The following is a 12529-nucleotide window of genomic DNA, read 5'->3' on the forward strand; positions in this document are numbered from 1 at the left end:
TATGAATTTTAAAGATATGGCAGAACAAAATGAGACCTGGATCATTGAACAGCGCCGCTATTTTCATGCACATCCAGAGCTTTCTTTTGAAGAAAAAAATACGACTCAGGCGATTGGAAAACGCCTGGAAGAAATGGGTCTTATACCACATTTTTACCCGGATTACAACGGTCTCTGGGCAATGATCGAGGGTGGAAAAAGTACACCTGACAGTAAGACGGTCGCGCTCCGTGCAGATATCGATGCCCTTCCCATCGAAGAACACACAGGCCTGTCTTTCTGCAGCCAGAATCCAGGTGTCATGCATGCCTGCGGACATGACTGCCATATCGCAATGCTCCTTGGCGGAATCCGCATGCTGACGTCCCGGAAAAAGCACTTAAAAGGCAATGTAAAGATCATTTTTCAGGCTGCTGAAGAGTCCTGTCACGGTGCAGAATACTATGTAAAACACGGTTTTCTGGACGATGTAGATGCCATTTACGGGACACATATCTGGGGCGATCTCGATGCGCCTTATATGAATTTTGAGACTGGTCCGCGCATGGCAAGCTGCGATAATTTCCGCATTGAAGTAGAAGGGATTTCTGCTCACGGCTCTACTCCACATCAGGGGGTTGATGCGATCCTGACTGCGGCTCATATCATCACAGAGATCCAGGCTATCGTCTCCCGCATGAACGACCCACTGAATCCGCTTGTCGTCACCGTCGGCAAGATCACCGGCGGCCAGCGTTTTAACATCCTCGCTGACAAAGTTATTATGGAGGGAACCACCCGCACCCACTCCCCGGAAATGCGTAAAAAAACAGAGCCTCTGCTCCGCAAGATCGTCGAAAACACAGCCGATTCTATGGGAGCAAAGGCCACTCTTACCTTTGAATATTTTCCAGCTCCGCTCATCAATGAACACGAAGATCTCGTCCAGATCGCAAGAAACGCCGCCACCAAAATGTACGGTCCGGACGCTCTGAAACCCTTTCCGAAGATGATGATCAGCGAAGATTTCGCCTACTTTATGGAGAAAGTTCCCGCCGTTTTCGGTCTCGTCGGAAGCCAGAATAAAGAACTTGGTTTCACCGCAAAAAACCACAACGACCACTACACTGTGGATGAATCCGTCCTCAAACGCGGAGCCGCAATGTACGCACAGTTCGCGTATGATTTTCTGGAAGAAAAATCAAAATAAGTGTCTACATGATCCGCAGACATGCCAGACTATCTTTTTCGCATCGGAAAATATGCTGCGTGCTAGATCCGATGCCCAGAATCTAAAATAATCGATGACTCTGGCATCGGAAATAGGTTATATTCATAAACGGGCTCATACCCCATCCGATGACAAGCTTCCTGTGCAAGATCCGCATCAATTCCTACCAGATTGCCATTTTCATCAAAGTAATTATATGGCTTATATTCATCACAGCCTATCATGAGATCTGTACGCTCATCCGACGCCAGAATACTCTGTGCAATCCCGGTCAGCAGGACAGGTCCAAGAAACAGCGGGCACAGTTTTTTAATAAATTTTTTCATTTCTTTCCTACTCATTTAATATACTGTTTTCAGTATACTCTTCCTCTTCTGCCTGTGTCAAATCATATGGATCTGCTTTCCGTTTTTCTCTATGATCCCCTCGGCTTCGAGGTTCTTAAGTTCTCTCGTCATGGCACTGCGGTCGACACTTAAATACTGTGCCAGTGCGGTATAGGACATAGGAAGTGTGAGGTCTTTGCTGTGTTTTTCTGCGGAAAGTGTATTGAGATAGGTTATCAGTTTCTTACGTGTACTGGATCTGGAAAGCATGTAGATCCGCTCATTCTGCTGTCGGGACTGGATTGCAGTAAGCTGCAACAGATTGCTGACCATCTGGCTGTGATGGTGGCATGCCTGGTCGCAGCGTCTGATCACATGCTCGTAGTCGATAAACATGATCCTGGTCTCCTGCGCCGCACGGACATAATAATGCTGTGAATCCGTCGGAAGCAGAAACGGCTCACCAAAAACGGCATCTTTATTGAGTTCATCGATCATGTACTCATTTCCCTCGGTGTCACAGCAGTAAAGTATCGCCCTGCCATAGAGGATCAGACCGATCTTTTTCATGGAGTTTGAATATTCCATGATGGTTTCTCCGTTTCGGAACGTCATTTCCCTTGCATGAAAACAGACACGCATTCTTTCCTGTTCTTCGGGCAGAATATCTGTAAAAAGTGTGATGTGCTCCATTTTTCCCCTCATCTCTTTCCATTGTTTTTCCATTATTATAACATAATTTTTCTCAATTAAGAGCATTTTTGTGACTTTTGCAACAGAATTCTCTTCTGTATTCTGTTATACTTTTAACAAAGTCAAGGATACAAAAAACGTTTTACATAAAACTCATAACAAATTGGAGGGTACGAAATATGAAGATCACAGATACTATCAGATACGCAGGTGTAAATGACCATCAGGTTGACCTTTTTGAAGGACAGTATAAGGTTCCGAACGGAATGTCCTACAACTCTTACGTGATCCTGGATGACAAGATCGCGGTTATGGATACCGTAGATGCCAACTTCACACATGAATGGCTCGACAATATCCAGCAGATCCTCGACGGACGCAGACCGGATTACCTGATCGTTCAGCATATGGAACCGGACCATGCAGCAAACGTGGCAAACTTCCTCAAAGTTTATCCGGACACCACAGTTGTTTCCAACAAAAAAGCATTCAACATGATCCAGAACTTCTTTGATCTCGACCTCGAGGGACGCAAGATCGAAGTAGAAAACGGCGGTACACTTTCTCTTGGATTCCATCAGCTTACTTTTGTCTTTGCTCCGATGGTACACTGGCCGGAAGTTATGGTGACTTATGACAGCACAGAAAAAGTTCTGTTTTCCGCAGACGGTTTCGGCAAATTCGGTGCGCTCGATGTAGAGGAGCCATGGGATGACGAAGCAAGACGTTACTTCATCGGTATCGTAGGAAAATACGGAAAACAGGTTCAGGCGCTTCTCAAAGTTGCCGCAACACTTGATATCCAGAAGATCTGTCCGCTTCATGGTCCTGTACTCACTGAAGATCTTGGCCATTATATCGGACTCTATGACACCTGGTCCTCCTACACACCGGAGACAGACGGAATCGTGATCGCCTATACTTCCGTATATGGTCACACCAGAGACGCTGTATATCTCCTTGCAGAAAAACTCAAATCCAAAGGATGTCCGCGGGTTCTCGTCTATGACCTTGCAAGAGACGATATGTCCCAGGCTCTCAGCGACGCTTTCCGTTATTCCAAACTGGTCCTTGCAACCACCACTTACAATGCGAGCATCTATCCGTTCATGAATGACTTTATCACCAGACTGGTAGAGCATAATTTCCAGAACCGCACGGTAGGAATCATCGAAAACGGCTCCTGGGCTCCTCTGGCAGCCAAAGTCATGAAAGAAATGATGGCTCCGTGCAAAAAGATCGACTGGTTAAAGAACAACGTCCACATCTGGTCCGCTGTAAAAGAAGAAAACAGAAAAGAGATCGAGGCAATGACCGATGAACTCTGCAAAGAATATATCGCCAAGAACGATACTCTCGCAAACAAAAATGATATGTCTGCACTTTTCCGTATCGGATACGGTCTCTATGTTGTGACTTCCAACGATGGAAAACGTGACAACGGACTGATCGTAAACACTGTTACCCAGCTGACCGATAACCCGTACCGTGTAGCAGTCAACATCAACAAAGCCAACTACTCTCACCATGTGATCCAGCAGACTGGTGTCCTGAATGTAAACTGTCTGTCCGTCGAAGCACCGTTCTCTGTTTTTGAAAGATTCGGTTTCCAGTCCGGCAGAACTGCTGACAAATTCGCAGGCCAGAAAGTCAACCGTTCCGGCAACGGACTTGTATTCCTGGACAAATACATCAACGCATTCATGTCCCTCAAGGTAGAGCAATATGTTGACCTCGGAACCCATGGCATGTTCATCTGCAGTGTCACCGAAGCCCGTGTCATGAGCGACCAGGAGACTATGACCTACACCTACTACCAGAACAACGTCAAACCAAAACCGCAGACCGAAGGAAAGAAAGGCTTTGTCTGCAAAGTCTGCGGCTACATCTACGAAGGCGACGAACTCCCGGAAGACATCATCTGCCCGCTGTGCAAACACGGCGCTGTAGATTTCGAGCCGATCCAGTAAAAAACCTCCAATTCAGATCATTGTGATCTGCTAAACCATTCAATCCATAAATAAAACCGCTGCCAGAAACAGATAGGAACATCTGCCTGGCGGCGGTTTTGCTTTATTTTGCTATCCTTTAATGACCTTGGAAAAAGTAATGGCAAATTAGACCATCCAAATTTCAGGCTATAAATGACTAGCAAACAGATAAGTACAAATAAAGTCCACCAAAATCTCGGAATTAATTGGCTTAAACTATAGCAAATACATAACAAGTCAATAAAATTACTCTAAACTGGTTGGTTCAAATTATAGTAAGTTCATATCAAGCCAATAAAACTCTTGAAATCGGGGCTGCTGCCGCAAAAATGATCTCTCATCTTTGCAGCAACAACCCCTTTATGTGAATGAATATTCGAAAATAAGTATGAAGGCATTATTATAAAAATAGATTTATGATCATCAATTCTATGACTCCCACTCCTGCCATAACCATGGAAACAGCCGTTTTGCATTTCAGCTGATCTTTCATTTCTGTCAGGCCAAACATTCCATTCGCCACCATGTACTGACAGAAACTGCTTCCGGAATGGAGTTCCGCTGACAATATCCCGGAAGATGTTTTATAGGATAGGAAAATCTCACAATAATTTCGTCAGTTCCTTCATATTCAGGATCACTTCATCCGCGCCTGCATCGATGAATTTTTCTTTCACGGACTGGATCTTTAATGCTTCCATATTTTTGAAGATCATATATGAGTACGGACGTCCCACATTTCCTGTGGAATCCGGGCTGAACCATGCATCCGGCTCGTATCCGTTTTCCTTTGCTTTGGCGGTCACGATCGCCATCATCTTGTCGGTATAACCGGTTGTGGAACCGATCTTGATATCTTTCTTTCTCAGTTCCTCTATCGTTTCCAGAACATATGGCTTTACTTCTGCAAACTGATCGAGGATTCCCAGAAGTTTCTCCTCAAACAGAGAGTAAAGTTTTTCTACGTCATCTTCTGTCCAGTCAGCTCCGTATTTTTCTTTCCAAAGACCGAAAATCCTCTTCATCTGGAGCATGGTGCGGATATGGTCACGCTTCAGCATTCCCATCGGTTTTCTTACTTCTTCCATGGTCGGCTCGATTCCGAAATGACAGAACACTTCTACAAATGCCTGCACCGGTGCAAAGCATCCATAGTCTACAGTTGTGCCTGCCCAGTCAAAAATTACTGCTTTATATGTACTCATTTTGCTTTTCCTCACTTATTTTTATCTGTTCTGTTCCAGAAACTCTTTGATAAGTTCTGAAACTTTCAGGATGTCTTCTTTGTAGATTTCTCCGATGTTTCCGATCCGGAAAGTGTCTGCCTCTGTTACTTTTCCAGAGTAGATCGCATAGCCGCGTTCTTTGATATACTGATACATATCTGCAAAGGAAAAGCTTGCATTTTCCGGATAAAAGAAGGTTGTGATGATCGGTCCCTGATGCTCCTCGTCGATGTATGGACGGATGCCAAGTTCCTTCATTTTCTCGATCAGAAGACGGTTATTTTCCACATATCTCTGATGTCTTGCAGGGATTCCTCCCTCTGCTTCCATCTCCTTTAATGCCTGATAAAATGCAAGAACTACATGTGTCGGAGAAGTAAATCTCCATTTGCCATCCTTGTTCATAGTCTCCCACTGGTCATAGAGGTCAAGAGAAAGGCTTCTTGCTTTGCCTTTGGATTCGATCAGTTTCTGTTTGTTTGCAATGATGAAGGAAAATCCCGGTACGCCCTGGATGCATTTGTTTGCACTGCTGATGATAAAGTCGATTCCCCATTCTCCGACCGGGATATCCACACCACCGAAACTGCTCATTGCATCTACGATCATAGTACGTCCATTTTCTTTGACTACTTTTGCGACAGACTCAATATCATTCAGGATTCCAGAGGTTGTCTCACTGTGGACCATGGATACATGTGTGATGGCAGGATCGTTCTTCAGGATCTCATTTACCTTGCCTGCATCCGGCACTCTGTCGTATTTTTCATGGTAGATCGTATAGTCGATCCCGGCATGTTTTACGATATCCTCCATACGTTCTCCGTATGCTCCCTTTGCACAGATCAGGAGTTTCTCGTCTGCTCCGATCACGCTGGTAAGTACAGATTCCACACCAAAAGTACCACTTCCCTGCATCAGAATGGCAGTGTATTCATCCTCAGATACATATGCAAGTTCCAGCAGTTTTTTTCTGATCTCCTGAGTGATACTTTGTAATCATCATCCCAGGTGCAGTGGTCAAACAGCATTTCTTTACCGTATCGGTAGTTGTCAGTGGTCCAGGTGTCAGTAATTTATAATTTTTCATGATGGTTTTTTCCTCTTTTCAGTTATTTTTAAATCCTCTCCAGCACTTCTCCTATATCAGAATTGATGCAGATCGCCTGGCTTCGGATCTCGTTTGGGCATTCGGCCTGGCCGTAGTTCAGGCAGGCGTAGGTGTTCTGATGGTTCTTAAGCGTCATCTGCCAGAAACTATACTTGATGATCCCTGGTGTGTTATACCCGACCCCTAATTCCAGATAAAGTGTCTTTAATCCGTCGCGTGTACGAAGGAAATTGGAGTACCGCTCTGCTGCCTGATGCCAGCCTTCGTCCTGCACAAAGGTATTGTCAGCCCGAAGATTCATCGTCATCGGCTTTCCACAGTACGGGCAGTGTGGGACGAGTTCTGTTGGAACCCTCATATCTTTCTGCTGCTGTACCATCTCACAGACGAGCTCTTCATTATCATAAGTTTCCTGACAGCACGGCTCGCTGCACTGAAAAAGTCCATAGTCCCCCTGTGTATAAAACAGTCGTTTCTTATCAAATCCTGCCTTCTGGAAACAGTGATCTACATTCGTTGTCAGCACAAAATAGTCCTTGTCCCGCACCAGTTCCAGCAGCTTCTCATACACCGGTTTCGGTGCATCCATGTAACGGTTGATATAGATATAACGGCTCCAGTACGCCCAGTATTCTTCCAGCGTCTCATACGGATAAAAACCGCCGGAATACATATCCGAGAAATCATATTTCGCCGCAAAATCTGAGAAATGTGCCCGGAATCTTTCTCCTGCATACGTAAATCCTGCCGATGTCGATAGTCCCGCACCGGCACCGATCACAACTGCATCAGCCTCCTCAAGCGCTGTCCGAAGTCGCCCGATCTCCTTCTCATAATGTTCCTCTGTCATTCTGTTCCTGGTCTTTGAAAACATCGCAGACACCTCTCTTATCTATTTATTTCGTAAAAAAACAGCCTGTATCATCAGACTGTTTTTATTTTTTCTATATTCTATAAATGAGCAAGTTCGTGATTTTGCATAAAAGAAAGACACCTTAAATCTAATTATGTTGTATAATGAAAGTGACGAAACAAACATTTGCAACATTCACAAGAAAGAAGGTGCCTCTCGCAAATACTATACATCATTCGTCATTCATATACAACCAGTTTAAGAAATTAAATTTATGCAAATTCTATTCGAACCGGGTCATAAATCATCTTATGAGTATCCTGATCAGCATTTTTATCTCAGGATACCATGGAAAAACCACGGATTTTGCTAAAAACAGCTTCTGCCACAGAACTACGATTGCTCATTTCCTTAATTCCGGGAAATGGGATGATTCATTACTTTCAGATGCATTAAAACAGCCTGTCATTGAGATTATTTATTCAGAAGCTGCACGTACCGGAAATCCTGTTTTCTGCATTGTGGATGATACGATAGCTTCAAAGACTAAGCCTTTGTCACGGGCATTACATCCAATTGAAGATGCGTACTTTCACCAGTCCCATTTAAAGAAAAAACAGGATTATGGACATCAGGCAGTTGCTGTCATGCTTTCCTGCAATGGCATTGTCCTGAATTATGCTTTTGTAATGTACAATAAATCAATTTCTAAAATTGACATTGTCCAAAACATCGCAAAGGAACTGCCTGTTCCACCAGTAATGTCTTATTTCCTTTGTGACTGCTGGTATGTTTCTGAAAAAATAATCAATACCTTTGCACAAAAAGGGTTCCATACCATTGGTGCTTTGAAAACAAACCGTCTGCTGTATCCATCAGAAATGAAAAAGAAACTCAGTGAACTGGCTGCCGAATTGTCCACCACACATAATGGATTTGACCTTGTGACAGTCAATAAACGAAAATATTATGTGTACCGATATAAGGGAAACCTCAACGGCATAGAAAATGCGGTAGTTCTTTTAAGTTATCCTGAAAAAGCATTTGGCAATCCCAAAGCACTACGTGCATTCATCAGTACAAATGTAGATTTATCTACACAGGAAATCCTAAGAATAAGTATAACTCTCTCTTATTGGAATTGTCGATTTTTAGCAGTTGCTTAAGTGAAATGGTTTATGAAACAGGATGTGAAATCATTTACAAAAAATTTAAATTTTTACAAAAAATACTTCAGGTATTCTTCTGCTTTGGCAGATCGGAATACCTGAAGTATAAATGAAATTTGTATTTTGTTTTGTGGTTACTTATTATTTGCCTTCATTTTATAGGTTTTGTGGTTTTTAAAATACGTATTATAGTATCTTATATATGCAGCTTTGGATACTCTCTTTGCACTGCTGTCTGTCCTGCCATAGTAATAGGAATCTCCTCTGCTGTGCGCTTCTCTTGCATGATATTTTAATACCAGCTTCTTAGCGGACATTCCATACATATTTGCCCATGTTCCACCTATGAAGTTTGTCCAGCCATCTGCATACAGACATTTATATTTGGATACGTAGGAAATTGTAGGTGGAGACATACTGATTCCTTTCGCACCATAGCTTCCAGCCAGAACTACCTTGCTGCCGGAAATTGTATAAACATTGTAGCTTGTTGTTCCACCTCCTGAAGAAGTGGTAATCATCTCCGGTGCACCTGTCTTATCCACATTCAGAATATAATACCATCTGATATCTTTATGATGAGATGCCAGATATTTGTAATAGATCTGATTGTAATCTGGAGTGACTGTTACGTTGCATTTATAATTTTTCTTTCCAACTTTCGCTGTGATCGTTGCCTCTCCTGTCCTCCGTGCGGTAACTTTTCCACCTGAAGACACAGATGCAATGCGAGTGTTGCTGCTCTTCCATGTTGGTTTCTGCTTTGTTCCCTGTAACTTTAATGTGTAGTTCTTTCCTGTAGCAAGGGTAACTGATGTCTTGTTCAGTTTCACTGCTGCTGCCTGAATTTTTGTCGGTATAAACGCAGTCTGGAACATCACTATGCACATCAGACATACCAATATTCTTTTTAAGGTCTTTTTCATGCGTACCCTCCTCTTAATATGATACCTTCATTATATGATACACAAAGCTGTAAAATTACTTTATGTTCAGGAAGAGAATTCATTACTGTTCTCTCTGTAACGAGAATTCTCTTTTATCTGTTCAGATCCTGTGATCCATCCATGCGATTACATCTGCAATGACTTCGTCACGGCAGTATTCGTTGAGGATCTCGTGGAAAAGTCCTCCGTAGATCTTCATCTGGCGGTCTTTGGATGCTGCTGTTGCGAAGAAATCCATGGTATCCTGAACACTTACCAGGCCGTCTTTTTCGCCGTGCATCATAAGAACCGGATATGCAAAGTCTTTCATCTTGTCAGCAAACCAGTCCAGACCGTCGCAGATGCTGTAGCAGAGTCCTGTTGTAAAAGTGCTGGTGTTGTATGGATCTTTGCCGTACCAGTCTACGACTTCCCTGACTGAGCACACCCCTGAGCCCAGTTCATTCGGCAGTTTCGTATGTGGATCCAGATTTCGGTCTACGGATGTGATCAGTTTGCCGTTGTCCTTAACCAGTGCACCGCTGGTGATGATACCGCGGAGTTTTTTGTCCGGATATTTGGCTCCGTAGAGAGAAACGGTGTAGCCGCCCATGCTGTGACCGAGGAGAAATACCGGGATATCCGGATTTTCTTTGATGGCAAGGTCTACGAATACATTGGTGTCGTCGAGGATTTCGTTAAAATCGCTGTAATAGGTTCTCTCGCCCTCGGATCTGCCATGGCCTCTGTGGTCGAAGCGATACGTGCTGATCCCTGCCTGATGAAGTTTCTCCGCAAAGTAATCATAACGTCCCTGGTGCTCGCAAAGACCGTGAACAATGACGATCGCAGCTCTGGCATCCTCGACCAGTTCCCTGTTGAAGAATAATTTTGTTGCGTCAAAAGATTCAACAAATACTTCCTGCATAGCAAAAACCTCCCTGTTTTTTTTATAAATCCAGTATAGCGGTTTTGTCTGATAAAAGCTACTGGTTATTGGAAGTTTGGTAATAATTTTTGTAGCTTTACGTCACCGTTTACAGGGTATAGCAGTCGTAGCGGATGGCTTTGCCGTTGAGGGTATAGGAAGGTTTCCTTCCGGCGAGGAATTCACTCTTCAGAGGGCGTTTGACGATGATCTTGTCCGGGGCGGCTTTGATTGCGGCATCGAAGAGGTCTGTTTCTTCGGAGCACGGCGGTTCCAGTTTCTGGATAAGCTGGAGTTTCTTGTTGATAAGGCTGGATTTCTGTCTTGCCGGGAACATGGGATCGAGATAGATCACGTCTACCGGGTCCAACAGTTTGGACATGCATTCTACGCTGTCGCCCTCGACAAGTTTCATCCGGGCGGCGATATCCTTTAACACTGGATGTTTCTTCGCACGACGCAGTGCGTCCTTCAGAAGTATGGCAACTACAGGATTCTGCTCATACAAAGTCACTTCATATCCCTGCGCTGCCAGAAGAAAAGCATCCTCTCCCATACCGGCAGTTGCATCGATAGCCCTGCGCCCTTCTTTCTCCGATTTGGCGGCGCGGACCAGCATTTCGTGCTGAAGCCGTCCATTCGTGACGCGGTGGAGCATATTCTCAAAATCCCCCTGATAAGTCAGTCCATATCCTGTCAGGGAAACACCCTTCGAATCAAACAGTACTGTCAGTTCCTTCCCCGGCTTATCCGCGATCACACTCCCCGTCCGCCGAGCAAAAGACTCCGCCTGATCCCTCTGCCCGCCTTTTTGTATACATATTACTATTTTGTCGTTCATGTTGGTTGTTCTCTTTCTATCTGTTATGAAAACTCATAATTCTAATCTGGTAGTTTTATCTGACAATATCTATCTGGCATATTTCCATAGCCTTCAGTGCATTCTCGTGGCTTTCCGGGGTCACTCCTGCACAGCATGAAGCATCTACTGTGATCGGCACTTCCGGAAGAGCTGCTTTCGCCAGAAGTGCATTGGAGATCACGCAGATATCTGTGCAGAGACCAACAAATGTAATACTTCCTATCTCATCATCAATGTTCATTGCCACCAGATCAGCTGCCAGATCTGTAGAGCCAAAGGTTTCCTTATCAATCGGTTCTGTTTTTCGCAAATCGTCCAATTCTCTTCTGATCTGCCAGCCTTCTGTATCCCGGATGCAGTGTGGTATCGGAAGCTTCTTTCCTTCCTGGGTATCCAGGTACCATGTTTCATGGGTATCTCGTGTAAAAAGAACTGTTCCTTTGAAATTTCGAATCTTCTCTTCTACTTTGGGAACGATTGTGACAGCCTCTTTTGTTCCAAGAGCGCCATCGATAAAATCATTCTGCATGTCTACTACAACTAAAATATCCTGCATGAATTTCCTCCTTCTCTTTTATCCGTGCTATTTTTTATTGTTCGATGAAGTGTATTCTTTCCGGCGCAAATCGATTCTGCTGAGGTCTTGTTTCTGCCGGATAGCCCAGTGCAAACATGGAAAATACTTTTACATTTTCTGGAAGATCCAGCAGTCTGTGTACTTCTTCCATGCGGTCTTCCACCGGTGCAATGCCAAACCATACGCCTCCAAGCCCCTGGGCATCTGTTTCCAGCCAGATATTCTGCTGCGCGATCGCCATGTCGATCTGTACAAAAGATGGTGCTATAAGCCCTTCTGTATGATACACAGGGACGATAACTACAGGCGCTCCTGCTGCACAGCCGGTATATGGTGTTACTTTAGACAGTTTCTGGATCTTTTCTTTATCCGTAACCACATAAAATTCCCATGGCTGCTGATTACAAGCACTCGGTGCCTGCATTCCCGCTCTCAGAATCTCCATGATCTTTTCCTTTTCTACTGGTCTGTCTTCATATTTTCTTACACTGATCCTGTGAAAAATACTGTTCATAATTTACGCTCCCTTGCTCATTATTTAAGATAGACTCATTATACCACAGGGCAAAAAAATAAGACACAGCTTAATGCTGTGTCTCAGACTGTAGACAAACTTGGTGTTGGGTGTTATGCCCAGCACCATTTTTCTTTTAAAAC

12 protein-coding genes and 1 pseudogene are annotated in these 12529 nt (G+C 44.0%); 3 read left to right on the plus strand and 10 right to left on the minus strand.

Going from position 1 to position 12529, the window contains the following annotated elements; genetic code table 11:
• The first annotated feature begins 1 nt into the window (after position 1).
• Complete coding sequence (locus DXC01_RS14635) at positions 2 to 1189, plus strand: M20 family metallopeptidase (protein WP_118699170.1); 1188 nt, start codon at positions 2 to 4, stop codon at positions 1187 to 1189.
• 62 nt (positions 1190 to 1251) lie between these two features.
• Here DXC01_RS14635 and DXC01_RS14640 read toward each other — a convergent pair whose 3' ends face one another.
• A complete protein-coding gene (locus DXC01_RS14640) occupies positions 1252 to 1536 on the minus strand; it encodes a transporter substrate-binding domain-containing protein (protein ID WP_243111630.1) in 285 nt (94 codons plus the stop codon).
• Between the two features lie 57 nt (positions 1537 to 1593).
• On the minus strand, positions 1594 to 2229 hold the full coding sequence (locus tag DXC01_RS14645; RefSeq protein WP_118699172.1) for a Crp/Fnr family transcriptional regulator: 636 nt from the start codon (positions 2227 to 2229) through the stop codon (positions 1594 to 1596).
• A gap of 179 nt (positions 2230 to 2408) precedes the next feature.
• On the opposite strand from DXC01_RS14645, the gene DXC01_RS14650 reads away from it, so the two are divergent.
• On the plus strand, positions 2409 to 4199 hold the full coding sequence (locus DXC01_RS14650; RefSeq protein ID WP_022213847.1) for a flavin reductase: 1791 nt from the start codon (positions 2409 to 2411) through the stop codon (positions 4197 to 4199).
• 623 nt (positions 4200 to 4822) lie between these two features.
• Here the strand turns inward: DXC01_RS14650 and phnX are convergent.
• The 3 genes and pseudogenes from phnX to DXC01_RS14665 all read right to left on the minus strand — a co-directional run bounded on the left by phnX (position 4823) and on the right by DXC01_RS14665 (position 7431).
• Positions 4823 to 5425, minus strand: a complete 603-nt coding sequence (gene phnX, locus DXC01_RS14655) for a phosphonoacetaldehyde hydrolase (protein ID WP_118699173.1) — start codon at positions 5423 to 5425, stop codon at positions 4823 to 4825.
• A gap of 21 nt (positions 5426 to 5446) precedes the next feature.
• Positions 5447 to 6536 (minus strand): annotated as a pseudogene (locus tag DXC01_RS14660) (2-aminoethylphosphonate--pyruvate transaminase).
• A gap of 28 nt (positions 6537 to 6564) precedes the next feature.
• Positions 6565 to 7431, minus strand: coding sequence for an SIR2 family NAD-dependent protein deacylase (locus DXC01_RS14665; protein ID WP_022213844.1), 867 nt, complete (start codon positions 7429 to 7431; stop codon positions 6565 to 6567).
• A 143-nt stretch (positions 7432 to 7574) separates the two neighbouring features.
• Between DXC01_RS14665 and DXC01_RS14670 the strand changes: the two genes are divergently transcribed.
• Positions 7575 to 8576: a transposase gene (locus tag DXC01_RS14670; RefSeq protein ID WP_243111631.1), complete on the plus strand. Its 1002-nt coding sequence runs from the start codon at positions 7575 to 7577 to the stop codon at positions 8574 to 8576.
• A 137-nt stretch (positions 8577 to 8713) separates the two neighbouring features.
• Here the strand turns inward: DXC01_RS14670 and DXC01_RS14675 are convergent, their stop codons facing one another.
• From DXC01_RS14675 to DXC01_RS14695, 5 genes are all read right to left on the minus strand, one after another.
• On the minus strand, positions 8714 to 9505 hold the full coding sequence (locus DXC01_RS14675; RefSeq protein WP_118699174.1) for an Ig-like domain-containing protein: 792 nt from the start codon (positions 9503 to 9505) through the stop codon (positions 8714 to 8716).
• A 121-nt stretch (positions 9506 to 9626) separates the two neighbouring features.
• The gene (locus DXC01_RS14680) at positions 9627 to 10433 is read right to left on the minus strand and encodes an alpha/beta hydrolase (protein ID WP_118253560.1); all 807 of its coding nucleotides are present in this window, start codon (positions 10431 to 10433) and stop codon (positions 9627 to 9629) included.
• A gap of 109 nt (positions 10434 to 10542) precedes the next feature.
• On the minus strand, positions 10543 to 11274 hold the full coding sequence (locus DXC01_RS14685; protein ID WP_118699175.1) for a class I SAM-dependent methyltransferase: 732 nt from the start codon (positions 11272 to 11274) through the stop codon (positions 10543 to 10545).
• Positions 11275 to 11329: 55 nt separating this feature from the next.
• Positions 11330 to 11851 (minus strand): cysteine hydrolase family protein, encoded by a 522-nt coding sequence (locus tag DXC01_RS14690; protein WP_118699176.1) that lies wholly within the window; start codon positions 11849 to 11851, stop codon positions 11330 to 11332.
• A 34-nt stretch (positions 11852 to 11885) separates the two neighbouring features.
• The gene (locus DXC01_RS14695; protein WP_022214191.1) at positions 11886 to 12386 is read right to left on the minus strand and encodes a nitroreductase family protein; all 501 of its coding nucleotides are present in this window, start codon (positions 12384 to 12386) and stop codon (positions 11886 to 11888) included.
• Between the last annotated feature and the right edge of the window lie 143 nt (positions 12387 to 12529).

Origin of the sequence: Blautia sp. OM07-19 (assembly GCF_003481595.1) — a bacterium.
Classification (GTDB): domain Bacteria; phylum Bacillota; class Clostridia; order Lachnospirales; family Lachnospiraceae; genus Blautia_A; species Blautia_A intestinihominis.

Bases quoted from the DNA above. Each gene is read 5' to 3' on its own strand.
- DXC01_RS14690 (WP_118699176.1), bottom strand. From the start codon at position 11,851: ATGCAGGATATTTTAGTTGTAGTAGACATGCAGAATGATTTTATCGAT.
- DXC01_RS14670 (WP_243111631.1), top strand. From the start codon at position 7,575: ATGAAAGTGACGAAACAAACATTTGCAACATTCACAAGAAAGAAGGTG.
- DXC01_RS14640 (WP_243111630.1), bottom strand. From the start codon at position 1,536: ATGAAAAAATTTATTAAAAAACTGTGCCCGCTGTTTCTTGGACCTGTC.
- phnX (WP_118699173.1), bottom strand. From the start codon at position 5,425: ATGAGTACATATAAAGCAGTAATTTTTGACTGGGCAGGCACAACTGTA.
- DXC01_RS14675 (WP_118699174.1), bottom strand. From the start codon at position 9,505: ATGAAAAAGACCTTAAAAAGAATATTGGTATGTCTGATGTGCATAGTG.
- DXC01_RS14645 (WP_118699172.1), bottom strand. From the start codon at position 2,229: ATGGAGCACATCACACTTTTTACAGATATTCTGCCCGAAGAACAGGAA.
- DXC01_RS14685 (WP_118699175.1), bottom strand. From the start codon at position 11,274: ATGAACGACAAAATAGTAATATGTATACAAAAAGGCGGGCAGAGGGAT.
- DXC01_RS14635 (WP_118699170.1), top strand. From the start codon at position 2: ATGAATTTTAAAGATATGGCAGAACAAAATGAGACCTGGATCATTGAA.
- DXC01_RS14665 (WP_022213844.1), bottom strand. From the start codon at position 7,431: ATGTTTTCAAAGACCAGGAACAGAATGACAGAGGAACATTATGAGAAG.
- DXC01_RS14695 (WP_022214191.1), bottom strand. From the start codon at position 12,386: ATGAACAGTATTTTTCACAGGATCAGTGTAAGAAAATATGAAGACAGA.
- DXC01_RS14680 (WP_118253560.1), bottom strand. From the start codon at position 10,433: ATGCAGGAAGTATTTGTTGAATCTTTTGACGCAACAAAATTATTCTTC.
- DXC01_RS14650 (WP_022213847.1), top strand. From the start codon at position 2,409: ATGAAGATCACAGATACTATCAGATACGCAGGTGTAAATGACCATCAG.